At 70.6% G+C, this 21,835-nt stretch carries 20 protein-coding genes and 1 other RNA gene; 4 read left to right on the top strand and 17 right to left on the bottom strand.

Going from position 1 to position 21,835, the window contains the following annotated elements:
* The 4 genes from G7A99_RS02655 to G7A99_RS02640 form a co-directional block, all read right to left on the bottom strand.
* Positions 1-2,063 (bottom strand): 3-hydroxyacyl-CoA dehydrogenase/enoyl-CoA hydratase family protein (locus tag G7A99_RS02655; protein ID WP_163138800.1); only part of this gene is annotated, 2,063 nt, incomplete at its 3' end.
* Between the two features lie 25 nt (positions 2,064-2,088).
* Positions 2,089-4,548 carry an acyl-CoA dehydrogenase gene (locus tag G7A99_RS02650; RefSeq protein WP_018718966.1) on the bottom strand — a complete coding sequence of 820 codons (2,460 nt, stop codon included), beginning with the start codon at positions 4,546-4,548 and terminating at the stop codon, positions 2,089-2,091.
* 66 nt (positions 4,549-4,614) lie between these two features.
* A complete protein-coding gene (locus tag G7A99_RS02645; protein WP_163138787.1) occupies positions 4,615-5,205 on the bottom strand; it encodes a TetR/AcrR family transcriptional regulator in 591 nt (196 codons plus the stop codon).
* A gap of 289 nt (positions 5,206-5,494) precedes the next feature.
* Positions 5,495-5,758: a hypothetical protein gene (locus G7A99_RS02640; RefSeq protein ID WP_018718968.1), complete on the bottom strand. Its 264-nt coding sequence runs from the start codon at positions 5,756-5,758 to the stop codon at positions 5,495-5,497.
* Positions 5,759-5,905: 147 nt separating this feature from the next.
* Between G7A99_RS02640 and ppk1 the strand changes: the two genes are divergently transcribed.
* The gene (gene ppk1 / locus G7A99_RS02635; protein WP_018718969.1) at positions 5,906-7,984 is read left to right on the top strand and encodes a polyphosphate kinase 1; all 2,079 of its coding nucleotides are present in this window, start codon (positions 5,906-5,908) and stop codon (positions 7,982-7,984) included.
* Between the two features lie 90 nt (positions 7,985-8,074).
* Here the strand turns inward: ppk1 and ppx are convergent, their stop codons facing one another.
* From ppx to orn, 5 genes are all read right to left on the bottom strand, one after another.
* Positions 8,075-9,580: an exopolyphosphatase gene (ppx, locus tag G7A99_RS02630; RefSeq protein WP_163138786.1), complete on the bottom strand. Its 1,506-nt coding sequence runs from the start codon at positions 9,578-9,580 to the stop codon at positions 8,075-8,077.
* Positions 9,580-10,086: a histidine phosphatase family protein gene (locus G7A99_RS02625; RefSeq protein WP_018718971.1), complete on the bottom strand. Its 507-nt coding sequence runs from the start codon at positions 10,084-10,086 to the stop codon at positions 9,580-9,582. The genes ppx and G7A99_RS02625 overlap by 1 nt, the downstream gene beginning before the upstream one ends.
* 11 nt (positions 10,087-10,097) lie before the next feature.
* Positions 10,098-11,273: a VWA domain-containing protein gene (locus tag G7A99_RS02620; protein ID WP_163138785.1), complete on the bottom strand. Its 1,176-nt coding sequence runs from the start codon at positions 11,271-11,273 to the stop codon at positions 10,098-10,100.
* A 14-nt stretch (positions 11,274-11,287) separates the two neighbouring features.
* A complete protein-coding gene (locus G7A99_RS02615; RefSeq protein ID WP_018718973.1) occupies positions 11,288-12,136 on the bottom strand; it encodes a MoxR family ATPase in 849 nt (282 codons plus the stop codon).
* A 77-nt stretch (positions 12,137-12,213) separates the two neighbouring features.
* Positions 12,214-12,780, bottom strand: a complete 567-nt coding sequence (gene orn, locus G7A99_RS02610) for an oligoribonuclease (RefSeq protein WP_018718974.1) — start codon at positions 12,778-12,780, stop codon at positions 12,214-12,216.
* A 90-nt stretch (positions 12,781-12,870) separates the two neighbouring features.
* Here orn and rsgA point away from each other — a divergent pair, with 90 nt between their 5' ends.
* Complete coding sequence (gene rsgA, locus G7A99_RS02605) at positions 12,871-13,767, top strand: ribosome small subunit-dependent GTPase A (protein WP_084594214.1); 897 nt, start codon at positions 12,871-12,873, stop codon at positions 13,765-13,767.
* A 9-nt stretch (positions 13,768-13,776) separates the two neighbouring features.
* On the opposite strand, the gene recR is transcribed toward rsgA, so the two are convergent.
* The 7 genes from recR to G7A99_RS02570 all read right to left on the bottom strand — a co-directional run bounded on the left by recR (position 13,777) and on the right by G7A99_RS02570 (position 19,618).
* Complete coding sequence (gene recR, locus G7A99_RS02600; RefSeq protein WP_018718976.1) at positions 13,777-14,376, bottom strand: recombination mediator RecR; 600 nt, start codon at positions 14,374-14,376, stop codon at positions 13,777-13,779.
* Between the two features lie 4 nt (positions 14,377-14,380).
* Positions 14,381-14,701: a YbaB/EbfC family nucleoid-associated protein gene (locus G7A99_RS02595; RefSeq protein WP_018718977.1), complete on the bottom strand. Its 321-nt coding sequence runs from the start codon at positions 14,699-14,701 to the stop codon at positions 14,381-14,383.
* A gap of 5 nt (positions 14,702-14,706) precedes the next feature.
* Positions 14,707-16,545 (bottom strand): DNA polymerase III subunit gamma/tau, encoded by a 1,839-nt coding sequence (gene dnaX / locus G7A99_RS02590; protein ID WP_163138784.1) that lies wholly within the window; start codon positions 16,543-16,545, stop codon positions 14,707-14,709.
* A gap of 99 nt (positions 16,546-16,644) precedes the next feature.
* Positions 16,645-16,741, bottom strand: an RNA gene (ffs, locus tag G7A99_RS02585) — signal recognition particle sRNA small type.
* An 87-nt stretch (positions 16,742-16,828) separates the two neighbouring features.
* Positions 16,829-17,584, bottom strand: a complete 756-nt coding sequence (locus tag G7A99_RS02580; RefSeq protein ID WP_156831246.1) for a helix-turn-helix domain-containing protein — start codon at positions 17,582-17,584, stop codon at positions 16,829-16,831.
* A 121-nt stretch (positions 17,585-17,705) separates the two neighbouring features.
* Positions 17,706-18,617: a U32 family peptidase gene (locus G7A99_RS02575; RefSeq protein ID WP_018718980.1), complete on the bottom strand. Its 912-nt coding sequence runs from the start codon at positions 18,615-18,617 to the stop codon at positions 17,706-17,708.
* 5 nt (positions 18,618-18,622) lie between these two features.
* Positions 18,623-19,618, bottom strand: coding sequence for a peptidase U32 family protein (locus tag G7A99_RS02570; protein WP_018718981.1), 996 nt, complete (start codon positions 19,616-19,618; stop codon positions 18,623-18,625).
* A 144-nt stretch (positions 19,619-19,762) separates the two neighbouring features.
* On the opposite strand from G7A99_RS02570, the gene G7A99_RS02565 reads away from it, so the two are divergent.
* Positions 19,763-20,200, top strand: coding sequence for an SCP2 domain-containing protein (locus G7A99_RS02565; RefSeq protein WP_018718982.1), 438 nt, complete (start codon positions 19,763-19,765; stop codon positions 20,198-20,200).
* Between the two features lie 110 nt (positions 20,201-20,310).
* Here G7A99_RS02565 and G7A99_RS02560 read toward each other — a convergent pair whose 3' ends face one another.
* Positions 20,311-20,526, bottom strand: a complete 216-nt coding sequence (locus tag G7A99_RS02560) for a hypothetical protein (RefSeq protein ID WP_018718983.1) — start codon at positions 20,524-20,526, stop codon at positions 20,311-20,313.
* Between the two features lie 99 nt (positions 20,527-20,625).
* Between G7A99_RS02560 and dauA the strand changes: the two genes are divergently transcribed.
* The coding region (gene dauA / locus G7A99_RS02555) for a C4-dicarboxylic acid transporter DauA (RefSeq protein ID WP_240466072.1) at positions 20,626-21,835 on the top strand (1,210 nt) is incomplete at its 3' end.

The raw sequence follows: 21,835 nt of genomic DNA, 5'->3' as shown, positions 1-21,835 counted from the left end.
GCGAGTGCCCGGGCGTGCTGTATGGCGACATGAAGCACCTCGTCCTCATGAGGCACGACGGTGGTGTGCGCCGGCAGGAACCCGTAGTCCACGGCCTCGACGGCACTCGCCGCCACTTCCGCACGTGCCACGGTCTCGAAGCGCCGCTGGATCGCCGGAAAGGGATCGCCGTCCACCGCCGTGGCCGCCGCGTGGCGCGCCAGCGCCCGGCAGCCTCCCCCCGCGGGGATCAGGCCGACGCCCGCCTCGACCAGTCCGACGTAGCTCTCCAGCGCGGCGACCACGTGGTCACAGTGCATGAGGAACTCGCAGCCGCCCCCGAGGGCCATGCCCCGGGCGCCTGCGACCACCGGTATCGAGGCATCGCGCACCCGGGCGGTGGCCTGCTGGAAGCGCCGGACCATCCGCTCCAGGGTGTCGAAGTCGCCGGCCTCCAGCGCCCCGCTCACCTCCTTGAGGTTGGCGCCAACGGAGAACGGGGCCGAGGGCTGCCACAGCACGAGGGCGTCGTAACGTCCCTCCGCGGCCTCGACGGCCTCCATCACGCCGTCGAGCACGTCCCGGCCCACCGCGTGCTTCGGGCCGCGGAAGCTGAGCATGCCGACGTCACCCTCGAGATGCCACAGCCGCACCCCCGGATGATCCAGCACGGTCTCGCCCCGGGGCGGATGCGGCCCGCCCAGCAGCGCCGGCGGGAAATACTGGCGGCGGTAGACCGCCAGGCCGGAGGGCGGACGGTAATCGCCGGCCCCGGGCGACCAGGCCCCGGCCGGCGTGTGTGCGGCCTCGATGGCGAACACCCAGTCCGGCAGGGGGACGTCCGCCAGGGTCCGGCCCGCCTCGCGGTCGGCGTCGATGGCCTCCGCCGTCTCCTGCCAGCCGGCGGCCTGCCAGGTCTCGAACGGCCCCTGCTGCCAGGCGAACCCCCAGCGGATGGCGAGGTCCACATCGCGGGCATTGTCGGCGATGGTGCCCAGCAGGTGGGCGGCGTAATGGAAGGTGTCGCGGTGGATCGCCCACAGGAACTCGGCCTGGGGGTGTTCCGAGGCGCGCAGCGCACGCAGCCGCGCGGCCGGGTCGCTCTCGGCGAGGATCTCGCTCACCGCCGGGTCGATCTCCCCCGAAGCCGTGCGATAGTCACCCTGCACCGAATCCACGACCTCGATGCCCTCGCGGCCCTTGCGGTAGACGCCCGCGCCGGCCTTGCGCCCGAGGGCCCCCGCCTCGATGAGCCGTACCATCCAGTCGGGCAGGCGGAGGTAATCCACCCACGGGTCATCCTGCAGCCGTGGCACATTGCCCTCGACCACGTGCCGCAGGGTGTCCAGGCCCACGAGGTCGGCGGTGCGGAAGGTCGCGCTCCTGGGCCGGCCGATCGCCGGACCGGTCAGCGCGTCCACCACGTCCGGCGCTAACCCCAGGCGCTCGGCATGGGCCATGGCCGCGACCACCGCAAACACGCCGATCCGGTTGCCGACGAAGTTCGGGGTGTCACGCCCGCGGATCACGCCCTTGCCGAGGGCCGTGGTCAGGAATGCCTCCAGGCCGTCCACCACCGCCGGCTCGGTCCGTGCCGTGGGGATGAGCTCCACGAGGTGCATGTAGCGCGGCGGATTGAAGAAATGGATGCCGCAGAAACGCCCGTGCAGCGCCTCCGGCAGAGCCTCGGCCAGCGCCTCCACGGACAGTCCCGAGGTGTTGCTGCCGACCACCGCCCCCGCCGGCAGGTGCGGGGCAACGCGGCGGAACAGGTCCAGCTTGACGTCCAGCCGCTCTGCCACCGCCTCGATGACGAGGTCGCAGTCCGCGAGCGCGGCCAGGTCGTCCTCGTAGTTCGCGGGCCGGATGCGCTCGGCGTACGCCGGACTCGCCAGCGGGGCCGGCTGCAGGTTCCCGAGCCGGCGGATGGCCTCGCGCGCCCCGGAGCGCCGGTCGTCGCCATCGCCGGCGAGCTCGAAGAGCACCGTCGGGATGCCGGCGTTGGCCAGGTGGGCCGCGATCTGCGCGCCCATGACCCCGGCGCCGAGCACCGCCGCCCGCCGCACCGAAATCGCCTCGCTCATCTGTTCTCTCCTCTGCTCGTTTCGGTCAGGCCACGTCCCGGCCGTGTCCGGCACGCGCCTCCAGCACGCTGCGCGGCGTCAGCGCCTCCGCCGGGAACGCGTCGGTGCGCACGGTATCGGCGCGGGCACGCTCGTAGTCGCTCACCAGCGCCGCCGTATCCGTATCCAGCACGCCCGCCTCCACGGCGTTGGCGATCTGCTCGTCGAAGGTGTGCCCGCCCACCTCACCGCGGGCGACCGCCTTGCGGAAGCGCACGTAGTGCGGCTCCGCCTCCTGCAGCAGCCCGAAGGTGTGTTCCACGCGGCCGACGGCGTCGTTCGGACCGCCGATATAGACCAGGTTGGTGATCCGGTCGCGAACCCCGCCGGGCGCCATCATGCGCTCGGCCACGGCCCGCCCGAGGGCGTCCGCGGGGGCGCGGTACGGCCGCCCGAGCGGGAACACCACCCAGCGCAGGACCCGCGCGATGCCCCGGTTCGGGAAGTTGGCCAGGAACTCGTCGAACGCCCGGGTCATCTCCGCGAGGGCGTGGTCCACCGCCCAGCACACGTGGTCCAGCTCGTCCGGATCGCTGCCGCCGTCACGGTGGAACTTGAGCACGGCGGAGGCGAGGTAGAGCTGGCTCAGCACGTCGCCGAGGCGCGCGGACAGGCTCTCGCGGCGCTTGAGCTCGCCGCCGAGCACGCCCATCGCGACATCCGAGACGAATGCCAGCGCCGAGCTCATCCGGGTGAGCGCGCGGTAGCGGCCGGCGAGCGGCCCGCCCTCCGGCGCCCGCGCCAGGCGTGCCCCGGTAAGCCCGAGCAGCAGCGCGCGCGTGCCGCGGCTCAGGGAATAGCCGATGTGCCCAAACAGCGCCCGGTCAAAGGACGTCAGGTCGTCGTTCTGGGCGGCGGTCATCTCCTCGAGGACATAAGGATGGCAGCGGATCGCACCCTGGCCGAAGATCATCATGCTTCGGGTGAGGATGTTCGCGCCCTCGACGGTGATCGCCACCGGTGTCGCCTGGTAGGCATAGCCGAGGTAGTTGCGCGGCCCGTAGATGATGCCGCGGCCGCCGTGGATATCCATCGCGTCGTCGATGATCCGGCGCATCCACTCGGTCATGTGGTACTTGGCGATGGCGGAGACCACCGACGGCTTGACCCCCATATCGCCAGCGCTGGCGGTGAGCCGCCGCGCCGCCTCCAGGGTGTAGGTGCCGCCGCCGATACGCGCCATGGCCTCCTGCACGCCCTCGAACTGGCCCACGGAGAGGTTGAACTGGCGGCGGATGCGCGCGTACGCGCCGGTGGTGCGGTACGCCATCTGGCTGGCGGAGGCGCCCAGCGCCGGCAGCGAGATCGCCCTTCCCACCGACAGGCACTCCACGAGCATTCGCCAACCGGCGCCGGCCATTTCGCGGCCGCCGATGATCCACTCCAGCGGGATGAACACGTCCTCGCCCTCGACCGGACCGTTCATGAACGCGAGCCCCATGGGGAAATGACGGTCGCCGATACGCACACCGGGGTGACCGGCCGGCACGAGCGCACAGGTGATGCCCACGTCCTCCTCGTCGCCGACGAGGTGCTCCGGGTCGTAAAGGCGGAAGGCCAGCCCCACAACCGTGGCCACCGGGGCGAGCGTGATATAGCGCTTACTGAAGCTCACGCGCACGCCGAGGACCTCCTCGCCCTCGTGCTCGCCGCGGCAGACGATGCCGTAGTCCGGCATGCCGCCCGCGTCGGAGCCGACGTCCGGGCCCGTGAGCGCGAAGCACGGGATCTCCCGGCCATCCGCGAGCCGCGGCAGCCAGTACGACTTCTGGTCGTCGGTGCCGTACTTCATCAGCAGCTCACCGGGCCCCAGGGAGTTGGGGACCATGACGGTCACCGCCGCCGAGAGGCTGCGGCTGGCAATGCGGGAGACGATGGTGGACTGCGCCAGCGAGGAGAACGCGAGGCCGCCGTAGGCCTCGGGGATGATCATCCCGAAGAAGCCCTCGTCGCGGATATAGCGCCAGGCGGCCTCGGGGAGATCGTGCTCGCGACGGACGATGTCGTCCTCGTCGAGCATGCCGCACAGCGTCGCCACGGGGCCGTCCAGGAAGGCCTGCTCCGCGTCGGTCAGCGAGGTCACCTGCATACCGTGGAGGCGCCGCCAGTCCGGGTTGCCGCGGAAGAGATCCGTTTCCCACCAGGTGTCACCCGCCTCCAGGGCCTCCTGCTCGGTCCGGCTCATGCCGGGCAACACCCGCTGAAAGACGGGGAAAAGGTGGCGCGTGATCACGCGCCGGCGCAGAGAGGGGCTGTTGAGCACCACCGCCGGCACCGCACCGAGCACGGCGAGCACGATGGCGGCGATAACGCCGATCCCGCCGGTGATCCAAAGGCCGGCCAGGTAGAGCGCCGCCACGGCGGTCGCGCCACGCAGGCCAATACCGCGATAGCAGACGACGAGGATGGCCGCGACCGCGGCCAGGATGGCGATCAGGGCGTACATGAGACACTCCTCCCGGCCCCGGCGGGGCCCGCATTCCTTGTTCGGACGCGCGCGGGCGCAGCCGGCTCAGCGCCGGACCAGCGCGCGCTCGTAGCCGGGGATCAGCGCCTCCCCGACCAGATGCATGTACTCATGGAAGCGCTCGCCCTCCGGGATGGCCTCGGGGGCATCCCGGCGCAGCTGAAGCATGCCGAGGAACATCGAATACGCCATCGCCGCGCGCGCGGCCGCCGTCTCGGCGTCCGCACCCATCGCGGCATAGCACTCGCGCAGGAAGGCGAGCCGGTGCGCCATCACCCGGCGGACCACCTCGGTGATCAGCGGGCTGTCGGTGGCGTTGGCCAGCGCAAGATAGAGCCGGCCCGCCCGGCGGCTGCCGTCCGCCTCGCGGAACAGCCGTGCCAGGCGCTTGCGCGGATCGGTCTCTTCGGCGGCGCGGGCGAGGACCTCATCGGTCTCGCGGCGCTCCCACAGGGCCAGGGCCGCCTGGAGCAGCATCCGCCGGCTGGAGAAATGCCAGTAGAAACTGCCCTTGGTCACGCCCAGGCGCCGCGCCAGCGGCTCCACGGCCACCGCACGCACACCGTCCTCGGCCAGTGCGTCGAGCGCGGCCTCGGCCCAGTCGTCTGCGGTCAGTGTCTGCCTGATCGTGCTCATGAGGCGAACCCTAGTCCGTACGCTGCCGTATGGCAAGCATCGGCGACATTACTCCATACGCTAGCGTATGGCAACCGCCGCACCCGCTTCCCGCCCGGGAATCACTGTCGGTCAGCACAACCGTAGGGTGCGTTCGGACGGAGGCGTCGCACCCGCCCGACGTAAACAGATCTCATCACCCGGTGCGGACGATTCCGCCGGGGGACTGCAACGGCCCCGGGACGCCGGGCGGCGGCGCCCGGCGTCCCGGGGCAGAGGCTGCGAAAGGAACGCGATATAACGCCGGGGGTTACTCTCCCGCCTCCCGCGGGATGTGCGTACGCCGGCGACGGTTACGGAAGCTCACCTTCACCTCCTTGTTCCCCGTCTGGCGGTAGGCCGGGCCGGCGGGTTCAGGGGACTCCGGCGCGGGCGCCGGGGTCGGCGTGAGGCTGCGTGCAGTGGCGCCTTCTTCGGAGACGGTGTCGTCGCGCCCGGACGGACGGGGACGGCTGCGCCCGACACGGGGCGGCCAGCGCCGGAACCGCTTTTTGTTGCTCTCGTCGTGAGGCATTATCGAGGTCCTTGGGGATGGGTTGTCGAATAAGGGCTGGGGGCGTTTAACACGACTTTCAAGCGCCTCCCCTATCATGGCGCGAGTGGGCGTATACGCCCGCGGCAAACCCAGACACATCAACGACGACGGAGTAGAGTGCCCTCCATGGACACGCCCGATCTCAGGAGCCCCGAGCTGTACTTCAACCGCCAGCTCAGCCTGCTGGAGTTCAACCGCCGGGTCCTTGAGCAGTCCCGCGATACCACCAATCCGCTGCTGGAACGGGTCAAGTTCCTCTGTATCGCCAGCAGCAACCTCGACGAGTTCTTCGAGATCCGGGTCGCGGGCCTGAAACAGGCCATGGAGATGGGCGCCTCCCAGTCCGGCCCGGACAACCGGACCGCGCAGGAGGTGCTGCGCGAGATCGGCGTACGCACCCACGAGATCGTCGCCGAGCAGTACCGCGTGCTCAACGACGAGCTCATCCCCGCCCTCGACAACGCGGGGATCCGCTTCCTGCGCCGCTCGGAGTGGAGCCGCGAGCAGGCGGCCTGGGTGAAGGACTACTTCTACCATTCGCTGCTCCCGATCCTCAGCCCCCTCGGGCTCGATCCGGCACACCCGTTCCCGCAGGTGCTCAACAAGAGCCTGAATTTCATCGTGGCCCTGGACGGCAAGGACGCTTTCGGGCGCAACAGCGGGCTTGCCGTGGTCCAGGCACCGCGGGCACTGCCGCGCATCATCCAGCTCCCGCCGGAGCTCTCCGAGGACGGCGGCTGGGACTTCGTATTCCTCTCCTCGATCATCCACGCCCACGTCAACGACCTGTTCCCCGGGATGGACGCGCGCGGCTGCTACCAGTTCCGGGTGACGCGCAACAGCGACCTGTTCGTCGACGAGGAGGAAGTGGACGACCTGCTCCGGGCAATGGAGGGCGAGCTGCCCTCGCGCCGCTACGGCGACGCCGTGCGCCTGGAGGTGGCGGCCAACTGTCCGGCACACATGTCGGACTACCTGCTCGAGGAGTTCGAGCTGACGCGGGACGACCTCTACCAGGTCAACGGACCGGTGAACCTCAACCGCCTGCTCGCGGTCTACGACCTCATCGACCGTCCGGAGCTCAAGTACGCCTCATTCACCCCGGGGCTGCCGGCCCAGCTCGCCCACGCCAGCGACCTGTTCAAGGTCCTCCGCGACCGCGACGTGCTCCTCCACCACCCCTACGAGTCCTTCGCGCCGGTGGTGGAGTTCATCCGCCAGGCGGCATCGGACCCGGAGGTGCTCGCCATCAAGCAGACCCTCTACCGCACGGGCCCGGACTCGGTGATCGTGGATCACCTGGTCGCCGCCGCCCGCGCGGGCAAGGAGGTGACCGTGGTGGTGGAGCTGCGCGCGCGCTTCGACGAGGAAGCGAACATCAAGCTCGCCAACCGCCTCCAGGAGGCCGGCGCGCACGTCGTCTACGGCGTGGTCGGACACAAGACCCACGCCAAGATGATCCTGGTCGTGCGCCGCGAGGGCGGCCAGCTGCGCCACTACATGCACCTGGGAACCGGCAACTACCACTCGCGCACGGCGCGGCTGTACACGGACTACGGGCTGTTCACCGCCGACCCGGTGATGGGTGAGGACGTCCACCGGGTGTTCCTGCAGCTCACCAGCCTGGGCAAGGTGAGCACGCTTTCGAAGCTGCTGGAGTCGCCGTTCACGCTGCACGAGAGCATGCTCGCCAAGATCGAGCGCGAGGCGGCCCATGCCCGCGCCGGACGGCCGGGCCGGATCATCGTCAAGGTGAATTCACTGGTGGAGTCACGCACCATCCAGGCCCTGTACGCGGCGGCCATGGAGGGCGTGGAGATCGACCTGATCGTGCGCGGGATGTGCTCGCTGCGCCCCGGGGTGCCAGGCGTGTCCACCAACATCCGCGTGCGCTCGGTGATCGGCCGCTTCCTGGAGCACACCCGGGTGTTCTACTTCGCCAACGGTGACGCCCCCGAACTCTACTGCAGCAGCGCCGACTGGATGGAGCGCAACTTCTTCCGCCGGGTGGAGACCTGCTTCCCCATCGTCGACCCGGACCTGCGTCAGCGCATTCTCGAGGAGCTGCAGTGCTACCTCGAGGACAACTACCAGGCCTGGGAGCTGCAGCCCGACGGCCAGTACCACCGCTGCACGCCGGCCGAAGGCGAGGCGCCCTACGCCGCGCAGCTCGAGCTGCTGCGCCGCTACAGCGAGGGCGGCTGAGCGGGCATCGCGGCCACCCTGCCCTGCCATGAGGCGGTTCCGCCTGGACCGGACCGCCGCCGCGGTCCCCGTGGCGGCGGTCCCGGCGGCTCAGCCCCCGACAACCAGCTCCACCCCGGCGGAGGCCAGGTAATCCTGCTCCGCCGCCAGGTCGGCGGCGGCCAGCGGGTAATCGTCCAGCCAGCCCTCAGGGAAGGTCAGGCGCAGACGGTCGGCGCCCTCCGCCGCGAGGCGGACGGCCGGCAGCGCCGCCGCGCCCCGCCCGCGGTGCAGGAGCACCGCCAGGCGCAGGAGCACCGCCAGGCCCCGGGCCCGCCGCGCGCGCTCGCCGTGGAGGTCACGGAAGGCGGACGCCGCGAACTTGCGCCGGTGCACCCTTACCAGGGCGGCGAGCTTGACCTGCTCCTCCCGGGAGAAGCCGGGCATGTCGCTGTAATGCAGGATGTAGGCGCCGTGCTTGTGGTATTGGCTGTGGGAGATGTCCAGGCCGACCTCGTGCAGCCAGGCCGCCCAGGCAAGCATGCGCGCCGCGGCGGCGTCCTCCAGCGCCCATTCGGCCGCCACATCGCACAGCAGCGCCGTGGCGGTACGCTCCACCCGCCGGGCGTGGGCCACGTCCACGTGATAGCGCGCCGCCAGCGCCTCCACTGTCGCCTCGCGCACGTCCTGGTGGCGGATACGCCCGACCAGATCGTAGAGTACGCCCTCGCGCAAGGCACCGTCGGCGGCCTCCATGCCCTCGATCCCCAGGGCCTCGAACACGGCCCCCAGCACCGCGACGCCGCCGGGCAGCACCTGGGCCCGGCGCTGGCTGACGCCCTTGAAATCGATATCGTCCAGGCTGCCGGCCTTGCACAGCGCCTTGGTCAGACGCTGCAGGCCGGCGAAGGTCACGGTGCCGTCGGTCCAGCCCTGCTCGCGCAACGCGCCGGCGATCGCGCGGATGGTGCCGGAGGCGCCGACAGCGCGGTCCCAGCCCCGGGCGAGGAAATGCCCCTGCACCGGCTCCAGCTCCATGAGCGCGGCCATCCGCGCCTCCTCCATGGCACGCCGGGTGATCCGCCCGTCCGGGAAGAACCGCTGCGTGAAGCTCACGCAGCCCATGTGCAGGCTCTCCATGTAGCCCGGTACCAGCCGCTCACCCAGTACCAGCTCGGTGCTACCGCCGCCGATATCCACGACCAGCCGGCGCTCGCCGCCCTCGGCCAGGCTGTGGGCCACGCCGAGATAGATCAGCCGGGCCTCCTCGAAGCCCGAGATCACCTCGATTTCGTGGCCGAGCAGCGCCTCCGCCTCCTCGACGAAGGCCGTCGCCGCCCGGGCGCTACGCAGGGTGTTGGTCCCCACGATCCGTACGGCCTCCGGCGGCAATGGCTGGAGCCGTTGACCAAAACGGGCCAGACAGGCAAGCGCGCGTTCGCGTGCGGCCGTGTCCAGCCCCTTCTCCGCGGTGAGTCCGGCGGCGAGGCGAACGGGTTCACGCAGGCGGTCGAGCACCGTCAGGTGGCCGTCATGCACACGCGCGACCACGAGGTGGAAGCTGTTGGAGCCGAGGTCCACCGCGGCGACCTCGCGCCGCTCGCCGTTATCCGCCATCACGTCTCGCCCAACTGCCGGGCGAGACGCGGCGGCAGCAGCCAGCGCAGCCCACCGCGCCCGGGCGTTGGTACCCCCGGGAAACGCACCAGGGCACTCCCCGCCTTCTTGAGCGGGATCGCCGGCCCCGTCCGGCCCCCGAGTGCCGAGCCCAGCCACTCGCCGAGATCGGGCTCGTGGCCGACGATGGCGACACCGTCCTCGCCCTGGGCAAGCATCTCGTAGACCGCCGCCTCGCCCGCGCCCGGCGCCAGGGCCCGCGTCTCGACCAGGCGTGCCTTAGGGAACACCACCGCGAGGAGCTCCGCAGTCTCCACCGCGCGGCGCAGTGGGCTGTGCAGTATCCGCGCCGGGGGATCGGCGACGCGGGCAAGCCCGGCGGCGACCTCCCGCATCCGGCGGATACCCCGCTCGGTAAGCGCGCGCCGTTCGTCCGTAACGCCGAGCCGTGCCGCCTCGTCGCGGTCCTCGGCGATGGCGTGGCGGAGCACCAGGACTTCTCGCATGGATCACGCCCTCATCGGTTGAGTGCCTGCATCGCGGCCTCGAGGCCGTCCGGGGTGAGCGGATACATCCGCTCGCCGATGACCTCGCGGATCATGGTATTGGACTGGGTCGCATCCCAGAACCGGGACGGCTCCGGGTTCAGCCACACGAGATGCGGGAAGGTATCCACGATCCGCCGCAGCCAGGTCTCGCCGGATTCCTCGTTCCAGTGTTCGACACCAGCCCCGGGGAGCTTTACCTCGTAGGGGCTCATGGCGGCGTCGCCAACGATGATCACGCGGTAGTCGGGATCGAAGGTGTGCAGCACCTCGTGGGTGGGCACCGCGTCCGCGTGCCGACGGGTGGCGTCGCGCCAGAGCGTCTCGTAGGGGCAGTTGTGGAAGTAGTAGTAGGTCAGGTGCTTGAACTCGCTGCGTGCCGCCGAGAACAGTGCCTCGCAGATCGCGACGTGGTCGTCCATGGACCCGCCGATATCGAAGAACACCAGCACCCGCGCGGCGTTGTGGCGTTCGGGCACCATTCGCAGGTCGAGCTGGCCGCCGCGGCGCGCGGTGGCGTGGATAGTGTCGTCCAGGTCCAGCTCCTCGCCGGCGCCCTCGCGGGCGAAACGGCGCAGGCGCCGCAGCGCGAGCTTGAGGTTACGCGACTCCAGGGCCTGGTCGCCGTCCAGGTTGCGGAAGGTGCGCTGGTCCCAGACCTTCACCGCGCGGCGGTGACGGGAGCGGTCCTGGCCGATGCGCACGCCCTCCGGGTTGTAGCCCCAGGCGCCGTAGGGCGAGCGGCCCGCGGTGCCGATCCACTTGTTGCCTCCCTGGTGACGCTCGCTCTGCTCCGCGAGGCGCTCGCGCAGGGTGCGCATGAGCTCGTCCCAGCCCATGCCCTCCAGCTCGGCCTTCTCCGCTTCGCTCAGGCTCAGCTCCGCCTGGCGCCGCAGCCACTCCTCGGGAATGTCGGCGCCCAGCGCCGAGGCGATGTCCTCGACGCCGCTGAACCACGCGGAGAAGACCTGATCGAAGCGGTCGAAACGCGTCTCGTCCTTGACCAGGCACGCCCGTGCCAGGAAGTAGAAGTCCTCGACGCTGCCCGGCGTGACCCGGGCCTGCAGCGCCTCGAGCAGGGTGAGGAACTCGGTGACACTCACCCGCAGCCCCGCCTCGCGCAGCGCCTGCAGGAACGAGATCAGCATGATGCCCCTCCGGCTCAGCCCTGCCGGCGACGGCGGGCCATGAACATCAGCCGCTCGAACAGCTGGGTGTCCTGCTCGTTCTTCAGCAGCGCCCCGTACAGCGGCGGCAGGGTCTTCTCCTGGTTGCTCTCGCGCAGCACCGAGGCATCCACGTCCTCGGCCATCAGCAGCTTGAGCCAGTCCAGCAGCTCCGAGGTCGAGGGCCGCTTCTTCACGCCGGGCATCTCGCGCAGGCCGAAGAACAGCTCCAGGGCCTCGCGCACCAGGCCGCCCTTGAGGCCCGGGAAGTGCACCTGGACGATGCGCTCCATGGTCTCCCGGTCGGGGAAGCTGATGTAGTGGAAAAAGCACCGGCGCAGGAAGGCGTCCGGCAGCTCCTTCTCGTTGTTGCTGGTGATGATGATCACCGGGCGGTGACGGGCGGTCACCGTCTGCTGCGTCTCGTAGACGTGGAACTCCATGCGGTCGAGCTCACGCAGCAGGTCATTGGGGAACTCGATGTCCGCCTTGTCGATCTCGTCGATGAGCAGCACCGGCGGCCGCTCCGACTCGAAGGCGCGCCAGACCGGGCCCGGGACAATGTAGTTGGCGATGTCGTGGACCCGCTCGTCACCGAGCTGGGAGTCGCGCAGGCGCGAGACCGCGTCGTACTCGTAGAGCCCCTGCTGGGCCTTGGACGTCGACTTGATGTGCCACTCGTAGTACGGCATTCCCAGCGCCGTCGCCACCTCCTCGGCGAGCAGCGTCTTGCCGGTACCCGGCTCGCCCTTGATCAGCAGCGGGCGCTTGAGCGTGGCGGCGGCGTTGACCGCCATGGTGAGGTCGCCGGTGGCGACGTAGCGTTCGGAACCCTCGAAGCGCATCGGTGCGTTCCCCCTCTGGGGCGCCGCGCCCGGCGGGCGCCGGCGCATGGTGACGGTCGGGCGTGCCCGGAGCGGCGTCAGTAGCCGTCCTCGTCCCGGGGCACGCAGAGGAAGTGCTCGCGGTAATAACGCAGCTCGGCGATGGAATCGCGGATGTCATCCATGGCCAGGTGCGAACTGCGCTTGCTGAATCCGTTCAGGATCTCCGGCGTCCACCGCCGCGCGAGCTCCTTGAGTGTGCTCACGTCCAGGTTGCGGTAGTGGAAGTAGGTCTCGAGCTCCGGCATGCAGCGGTGCAGGAAGCGCCGGTCCTGGCAGATGCTGTTGCCGCACATCGGCGAGACGCCGGCGGGCACCCACTGGCGCAGGAACGCCAGGGTCTCCGCCTCCGCTTCGGCCTCGTCCACCGAGCTCTGGCGCACCCGGTCGGTCAGCCCGGAGCTGCCGTGCTGGCGGGTGTTCCACTCGTCCATGGCGTTGAGGACCTCATCGCTCTGGTGGATCGCGAGCACCGGGCCCTCGGCGAGGATGTTCAGGGTCCGGTCGGTGACGATCGTGGCGATCTCGATGATGTGGTCCCGGTCGGTGTCCAGACCGGTCATCTCCAGATCGATCCAGATGAGGTTGTCCGGGGAGTGCGGCATGCCTGATTCCCGTGGTCCGCGCGAATTGTGCCGCATTCTATCAGAGGCTATCCTGCGGTGCCGGCCGCGGGGCGACGGTTGCTGGAGGCGATGAGCGGAAACACAACAGCGCGCGTGGTCGTGAGCTACGGCCGGGAGGTCATCGTCGAGACCGGCGACGGTGAGCTGCTCGCCTGCCTGATGCGCCGCCGCACCAACGCCCGCCCCGTGTGCGGCGACCGCGTGCGCGTCGCGCACACCGACGGCGGTGGCGTGATCGAGGCGGTCGTGCCCCGGGAGAGCGTTATCGAACGCGGCGATTTCCGCGGCCGTCCGCGGCCGCTCGTGGCCAATGTCGACCGCCTCGTGATCGTGCTCGCCGATCCCCCCGGCCTCGAGCGCCTGCTCCTCGACCGCTATCTCGTGCTCGCCGCCCATGCGGACGTCGCGCCCCTGCTGGTGGTGAACAAGGCCGACGCCCTGGACGACGCGGCGCGCGGCCGGGTCGAGGCGACGCTCGCCTTCTACCGTGATGAGCTCGGGCTGACACCGCTGTACGTCAGCGCGCGCTCCGGCGAGGGGCTGGAGGCATTGCGCACCGCCCTAGCCGGCCACACCGCGATACTCGTAGGGCACTCGGGGGTGGGCAAGTCCTCGCTCATCAACGCCCTGCTCCCAGAGCTCGCGCTGCGCATCGGGGCGCTCTCCGCGGCGAGCGGACAGGGCCGCCACACCACCACCGCGACCACCCTCTTTCCGCTGCCGGACGGCGGCGCGATCATCGATTCCCCGGGGGTGCGCACCCTGCGTCTGGACCACGTGCCCGCGGCGACGGTGCTCACCGCGTTTCCGGAGGTGGCACGGCATGCCGGGCGCTGCCGCTTCAACGACTGCCGTCATGCCGGCGAGCCCGGCTGTGCGGTGGCCGCCGCGCGGGAGCGCGGCGAGATCGCACCGGAACGGCTCGAAACCCTGGCAGTGCTGCTCGCGGAGGCCGGGGACGGCTGAGGCCGGCGGTCAGTCGTAGCGTCGCCGTCCCGCGAAGGCGTGGGAGAGCGTACCCGCGTCAACGTACTCCAGCTCGCCGCCCAGCGGCACACCGTGGGCGATGCGGCTGACGTTCACGCCGTGACCGTGGGCCATCTCCGCGAGGTAGTGGGCGGTGGCCTCGCCCTCGACGGTGGGATTGGTCGCGAGGATGATCTCGCGCACGCCGCCGTCGGCGAAGCGGCCTTCGAGCACGTCCAGGCCCAGCTCCTCGGGGCCGATGCCGTCCAGCGGCGAGAGCTGGCCCTTGAGCACGAAGTACAGGCCGCCGTAGTCGGTGGCCTCCTCCAGCGCATAGACATCCGCCGGGTTCTCGACGATACAGAGCACGCCGTGGTCGCGGCGGGTGCTGGCGCACAGGGCGCACACCCGCTCCTCGGTGAGAATGCGGCAGTGCTCGCACTCGCCCACGCGGTCCGCCGCCGCGGTGACGGCGGCCGCGATCCGGCGGGCGGCATCACGGTCACGCTGGAGCAGGTGCAGCGCCATGCGCTGCGCCGAACGGGGACCGACCCCGGGCAGCTCGCGCAGCGCGTCCATGAGCTCCGAGACGAGGGGCGAGAAGCTCATCGGCTCAGAACGGGAGGTTCATCCCCGGGGGCAGGCCCATGCCCTCGGTGAAGCCTTCCATCTTCTCCTTGCTCACCCGCTCGAGCTTCTGGGCGGCATCGTTGAAGGCCGCCGCGACCAGGTCTTCGACCATCTCGCGATCGTCGTAGACGCTCTCGTCGATACTCACCCGGCGGACCTCGTGGCGCCCGGTCATGACCACCTGGACCATGCCGCCGCCGGCCTCGCCGGTGATCTCCATGTGCTGAAGCTCCTCCTGGGCTTTCTGGAGCTTCTCCTGCATCTGCTGGGCCTGCTTCATCAGGTTGCCGATGCCACCCTTCATTGCCGTTACTCCTGTTCTCGGTCCAGGGGGCGAACGCTCTCGGTGACGACCTCGCCGTCGAACGCCTCCCGGATCGCGGTTACGTTGGGGTCCGTTTCGATGCTCTCCCGCGCGGCGGCCTCGCGGGCCTGGCGCGCGCGCTGCGCGCCCTCCGCCGGCGTCTCGCCCTCGGCGCTGCCCTGGCGGATCTCAAGACGCAGGCTCTCGCCGAAGTATTCGCCGAGCACCCGCGCCAGGCGCGTACGCATGGACTCATTGTTGAGGTGCTGGTGACCCTCTTCAATATACAGACGGATGCAGTCGCCCTCGCGCCCGCCCCAGCGGCAGTGCTGGGCGAGCGCGCGGACCATGCCGCCGACGCGGAGCCCCGCGACCACCGCGTTCCAGTCCACGCCGTCGGCACCCGGCGCCGGCTCGGCCTGTGCCGCGGGTCCGGGAGGCGCGGGTTCCGGGGCCGGGGACTTGGCCACCGGGGGCTCCGGTGCCACGGCCGGCGCCGGCGACTCCGCCGGCATACTCCCGGACGTCGCCTCCGCGGCCGCGACCGGCTCCGGTCGCCCACCGGCCGGTGCACCCGCCTGCACCGCGGCGGCCCCGGCCGGGCCCCCGGCGACGGACGGCAGCCCCGTCCTGCCCGTGGCGCCGGCGCGTGGCGCCGTGGCGGGCCCCGCCGCCCGGTGGGGATCGTTCCGGGGCTTAGCCGCCGGCGGCGACGCGGGCCGGCCACCGCCCTGCCCCGCCTCGCCGGCCGGCACGTCCGCCGGGCGGAAGGCGAGCATGCGCAGCATGGCCATCTCGAAGCCCGTGCGCGCCTCCGGCGCCCAGGGCAGGTCACGGCGGCCATGGAGCGCGATCTGGTAGAAGAGCTGCACGTCCTCCGGGCTCAGGCGTTCGGCGAGGCGGTGCAGGCGCTCGTCCTCCGGCGCCTCACTGCCCAGGGCGTCCGGGGCGAGCTGGATGACGCTCAGCCGGTGCAGCGCGGCGAGGACCTCGTTAATGCCCTCCGCGAAATCCGGGGCGCGTTCGGCCATCTCGGCGATGACCCCCATCACTGCGCCGGCATCCTCGTCCGCCACCGCCTCCAGCAGCGACAGCACGAACTCGCTGTCCAGACTGCCGAGCATGGCACGGACGTCGTCGTCCGTGACCTGGCCGCCGCCATACCCCAGCGCCTGGTCCAGCAGGCTCAGGCCGTCGCGCATGCTGCCGTCGGCGGCGCGGGCCAGGCGCATCACCGCACCGGACTCCGCGCCGATGCCCTCGCGCTCGAGGATGTCGTTCAGGTGCTCGGCGATGAGCGAGGCCGGCAGGTGCTTGAGATTGAACTGCAGGCACCGGGAGAGAATGGTCACGGGCAGCTTCTGCGGGTCCGTGGTGGCCAGCAGGAACTTCACGTGGGGCGGCGGCTCCTCCAGCGTCTTGAGCAGCGCATTGAAGCTGTGCCGCGAGAACATGTGGACCTCGTCGACGAGGTAGATCTTGTAGCGCCCGCGCGTGGGGGTGTACTGGACGTTGTCCAGCAGCTCCCGGGTATCGTCGACGCCGGTGCGCGAGGCGGCATCCACCTCGATCAGGTCGACGAAGCGGCCCTCGTCGATCTCCCGGCAGGCCTCGCACTCGCCGCAGGGCTCGGTGGTAACGCCCTCGCGCTCGCAGTTCAGGCACTTGGCGAAGATGCGCGCGATCGTGGTCTTGCCCACGCCGCGAGTGCCGGTAAACAGGTACGCGTGATGGAGACGATCGTTCGCGATGGCGTTGGCGAGCGCCCGCCGCACGGGGGTCTGCCCGACCAACTCCGCGAAGGTGCGCGGACGCCATTTGCGTGCGAGAACCTGGTAGGCCATGGGATTCGCCGAAGCTGTCGAGACGGCGATTCTAGCACCGCCCGACGGCGGGGTTCACGCGCCGATGCGGGGAAACCCGCCGGAGGGATTGGGTGGCGGCGACGCCAGCCGCACCCCGGCGCCCGAGTCCACTGCTACCGCTGCTCCCTTCCGGGCCTGACGGGGTTCGCAGTCTGTCGTCGCGGGGGGACCGACGCCACCACCATTGTGACGCCGCCATCGTCATGACGGCGGCGAGAGACTACCAGCATTCCGGGGCTCAGACAATCGCCCCGAACGCCGCTCAGCCGCAGAGGCGCTCGCCCTCGACACCGTCCGCCGCCGCGGCCAGTGCCTCGCCGTTCATCAGCTGCAGCCGCCGCCCCTCGAGCTGGATCATGCCCGCGCGCTTGAACTGCGAGAGCGTGCGGCTCACCGTCTCGATCGTGAGGTCGAGATAGGCGGCGATCTCGCGACGGCCCATGCCCAGACGGATCCGATCCGCGGATAACGAACGCCGCTGCCGGCGCTCGGCGAGATCCAGCAGGAACGCGGCCACGCGCTGGCGGGCGGAGCCGCGGCACGCGCGCAGCAGCCGCTCACGCTCGACGGTGATCTCCTCGCGGAGCATCTGGTTGACCGCCTCGCGGACGTCGCCGTCCTCCTCCATGAGGCCCTCGATCCGCTGCCAGGGGATATGGCAGACGTGGGCCTGCTCCAGCGCCACGTAGCGCTCCTCCTCCTGGCCGGCCGGGGACCATTCCAGGCCCAGCGTCTCGCCGGGGAAGTAGAAGCCGGCGATGATCTCCTCGCCGTTGCGGCTGTAGCGGCAGCGCTTGAGCGCCCCTGAGCGGAGCACCGAGAGCCCCTTCAGGCGCGCACCGTCCACGGGCTGGCCGGCCCGCAACGGCTCATGACCGCGCCGGACGACCCCCTGGCGTTCGTGACGCTCGCCGCCCTCGAGCCGGCGCGCAAAACAGATCCGGTACAAACCGCAACGCCGACAGGTAATGGCGTTGCCGCTGTCCCCTGTGGCGGAGTGCTGCTGTCCCTGTCGCATGATCCCTTCACCCAATAGCCTGCATGATTCGACGAGGCGTTTCGGGCACCGCCGGCACCGCGGTGCAACACGCATGTGTGGAGAATATCACACAACGGTGGGCGCGCAGCAGCACCCCCGGTCAGGATTCAGCCGCCCCTTCCACCAGTCCGGCGGCGCCATGCCAGTAGCCGTTGCAACCGCCGACGCCGGTAAGTGGCGCGAGCTCCTCGGCCACTTTCTCCGGCGCGGCGCCGTTGCGCAGCGCATCGAAGCCCGCGACCACCTGTTCCATGTCGTGACTCTGGGGGACCAGCCGAAGCACGCCGGCGCCGGCGTTGCACAGCGCCGGATAGTCGGCGGCGAGGTTCTGCGTCATCGCCGACTGGGTCTGGATGCCGTTAAGGGTGAGGAACGGCTGGCCATCCTGGGTTCGCACCACCCGCCCGTCCGGGTCATCGCCACAGGCGAAGCCGCAGTCGTCCCGGGAGCGGTTCTCGGCCCGCGCGGTGAAACAGCGCGCTGACCACGCCAGGGGCAGCCGTCCCCACGCCAGGATCTCCGACTCCAGCGCCGGCACCGCCGAGGTCAGCGCCCCGGCGGTCTGCGCGCCGAGCTCCACGGGCAGCACCCAGCGCCTGGCGCCGGCGGCGCGCATGCGCTCGAGCGCCGCGGCGTTGTAGAGGTTCAGGGTGGGGCCCGCCACGAATCCACGGCTCTCGCGCTCGAGTACGCCCACTGCGGCCATGTCGTTGGCCTCGACCGTGAACGGGCTGTCCCGGCAGAGGCTGCGCAGGCCGCCCAGCTCCGAGCCCGCCTCGATGAGCGTGAGCGTGGAGATCACCACCTCCTTGCCGGCAGCCGCGAGGGACTCGCCGATGGCGAAGTAGTCGGTGCTGCGCAGGCGGCGGCGCTTCGGGCAGACGGTCTCGCCGAGATAGACCACGTCCACGGGCCAGTCGCGGGCGGCCTCGTAGAAGGCCATCACCGCCTCACGGCTCCAGAAATACGGGATCGGAGCCAGGGACAGGCGCGGTGTGCCGGTTGCGTTCATCGTGCTCACCCCCACTGCCGGTGATAGGCGCCCAGGGTGACCTGCGCGCCCTCGGAGACACTGCGCAGGCGCTCCTGCCATTCCTTCCGGGGCGCACCGGTCCGCCCGGCCATGCAGGCATCGATGGCCTCGCGCAGGACCTCGGTGACCTGGCGGACATAGGCCGGGCTGCGCTGGCGGCCCTCGACCTTGATCGCGGCGACACCAGCCTCCGCGAGCTCCGGGAGGATGTCCACCGTGCTCAGGCTGGTCGGCTCCTCCAGCACGTGCCACGGTGCCGCGCCGTCGAGCTGGAAACGCCCCTTGCAGATGGTTGGGTAACCGGCGCGCTCGCCGCTGCCGTAACGGTCCACCAGCACCCCGTTGACCCGCGCCTCCAGGCCGTCGCCGGTGACCTGCCAGCGCACGTGGGAGGCCGGCGAGCAGGCGCCGTAGGTGTTGGGCGAACGCCCGGTGGCGTAGCTGGAGAGCAGGCAGCGCCCCTCGACCATGATGCACAGGCTGCCGAAGCCGAAGACCTCCACGGGCACCGGCGACTCCGCGGCCACCTGGGCGACCTGGCGCACGGACAGTACCCGCGGCAGCACCGCGCGGCGGATATTGAAGTGGCGGTGGTAGAAGGCCAACGCCTCCGCGTTGGTCGCCGACGCCTGCACCGACAGATGCAGCGGCAGCGCCGGGTGGCGCCGGCTGGCATAGTCGAGCACCCCGACGTCGGCTGCGATGAGCGCATCGACGCCGAGCTCCGCGGCACGATCCACGGCCGCCTCCCACGCGGACCAGCTGCCCGGCTGCGGATAGGTGTTCACGGCGAGGAACACGCGGCAGCCGCGGGCGTGGGCCTCGGCGATGCCGCGCTCCAGGTCGTTCTGGGTGAAGTTCAGGCCCGCGAAGTGCCGGGCGTTGGTGGCGTCGCGAAAGCCGGTATACACGGCGTCCGCACCGGCCGCCACGGCGTTGCGCAGCGCGGGGAGGCTTCCGGCGGGGCAGACGAGCTCCATCGTGGCTCCTCAATGATCGGCGGGTTGGCAATCGCCACACGCTAGCGTATCGCCGCCGCCATGCCTTTGAGCCAGCGCAAACCCGTCGTGGCCACACGGTGCTATGTTGAAGCGCTTTGTCGCTACCCCACAGCGGAGTCACGCATGCGGTTGCACGCCCTCCTGCCCAACGCCGCGCGGATACTCACCCGGACGGTGCCGACCAGCCTGCAGCGCGCGATCATCGAGGACGCGCTCAATCATGCCCTGGCGGAGGCGATCGCGGACGCGCGTTTCGACTTCATGGAGGCCCGGGTGCTCGCCGTCGCCGCCGACGACGCCGGCGTGATCTGGCCGATGACGCTGATTGCCGGCCGGCTGCTGGTCCTGCCGCCGCAAACCCCGGCGGAGACGACCATCCACGGACCGTTGTCGGTGTTCGTCGCCCTCGTGCGCGGGCAACTGGACCCGGATACCGCGTTCTTCCAGCGCGAGCTGATCGTCGAGGGCGATACCGAGCTGGGGCTCGCCGCCAAGAACACCCTCGACGCGCTCGATCCGGAGACCCTGCCGGCACCGGTTCGCCGGCTGCTGGTGCCCTGAATCACGACTCACCGTCCCACCCAAAGCACGGGACGACGGCGCCAGCCGCGGTGGTGCCCTGCGTCGTGCCGTGGCATTCGCCCACCACCGCCCCGGACCGGGCCGCGGTGTCAGCGCTTGCCATGCCCCGGTGAATGCCCCGCTCCGCTCTCCTCTCCCAGTACCTGCTCGCGCCAGTCCGGCCCCAGGCGCGTCTCGATGTAGTCACGGATGAACTGACGCACCATCTGCGAGGGGGTCACGTCCGCTTCCGCACACAGCCGCTCGAAAACGGCCTTCTTCTTCGGATCGATCAGCAGCGTCAGCCGCGCCGTACGGTTCTCCACGGTCCATCTCCAGATCTATTATGTTAACCATATTAACATTGATTGTTATATATAAGCACATAAAATAGAAATACGTTTAACATCCCGGACCACCACCCGATGCCCCACCGCGCCCATCTGACCCGCGTCTCCATTGCGAGCGCGTTCCGACAGGCCTGCCTGCGCGAGCGCTACACCCTGACCCGCCTGCGCGCCGACGCCCTCGCCGGCGTGAGCGTGGGCATCATCGCCATCCCGCTGTCCATGGCGCTCGCCATCGCCAGCGGCGTACCGCCGCAGCACGGGCTCTACACTGCGATCGTCGCGGGCGTCGTCATCGCCCTCACCGGCGGTTCGCGCTACAGCGTCTCCGGCCCCACCGCCGCCTTCGTAGTTATCCTCTACCCGATCTCGCAGACGTACGGGCTGGCCGGCCTGCTCACCGCCTCGCTGATGGCGGCGGTGATCCTCGTCGCCATGGGGCTGGCGCGGCTGGGCCGGCTGATCGAGTACATCCCGCCCCCGGTCACGCTGGGCTTCACCGCGGGCATCGCCGTGGTGATCGCCACGCTGCAGATCCCGGACTTCTTCGGCCTGGAGACCGGCGCGCTGCCGGAGTTCTACCCGGAGAAGCTCACCCACCTCGCCGCGGCACTACCGGGGCTGGACCCGGCAACCACCACCGTGAGCGCGGTGACCCTCGCGGTGCTCGTGATCTGGCCGCGGCTGCGCCTGCCGGTGCCCGGACACCTGCCCGCGGTGCTCGCCGGCGTCGCCGTCGCCGCGCTGTTCGCTGCCGGCGGCGATCCGGTGGAGACCATCGGCTCGCGCTTCACCTTCACCCATGCCGACGGCACCCTCGGCATGGGCATCCCCGCGGTGCTGCCGGAGTTCACCTGGCCCTGGAACCAGCCGGGCCCCGGCGGCGAGCCCGTCGCGTGGACGCTGGAGCGCGTGCGCGCGCTCCTGCCCGCGGCGTTCTCCATCGCCGCGCTGGGCGCCATCGAGTCACTGCTCTGCGCGGTGGTCCTCGACGGCATGACCGGCCGGCGGCACAGCGCCAACGGCGAGCTGCTCGGCCAGGGCCTGGGCAACCTGGTGGCGCCGCTGTTCGGGGGCATCACCGCGACCGCGGCGATCGCGCGCTCCAGCGCCAATTACCGCGCCGGGGCGGAGAGTCCCGTCGCCAGCGTGATCCATGCGCTGGTGGTCCTAGCTGCCCTGGTGGTCCTGGCGCCGTGGCTGGCCTATCTGCCCATGGCCTCCATGGCGGCGCTGCTGATGATGGTCGCCTGGCAGATGAGCGAGGCACACAAGGTGGTGCGGCTCA

It is taken from the genome of Arhodomonas sp. KWT, from assembly GCF_010993615.1.
The sequence above is the reverse complement of the archived record's forward strand: the minus strand, read 5'-3'. Positions and strand labels throughout refer to the sequence as shown.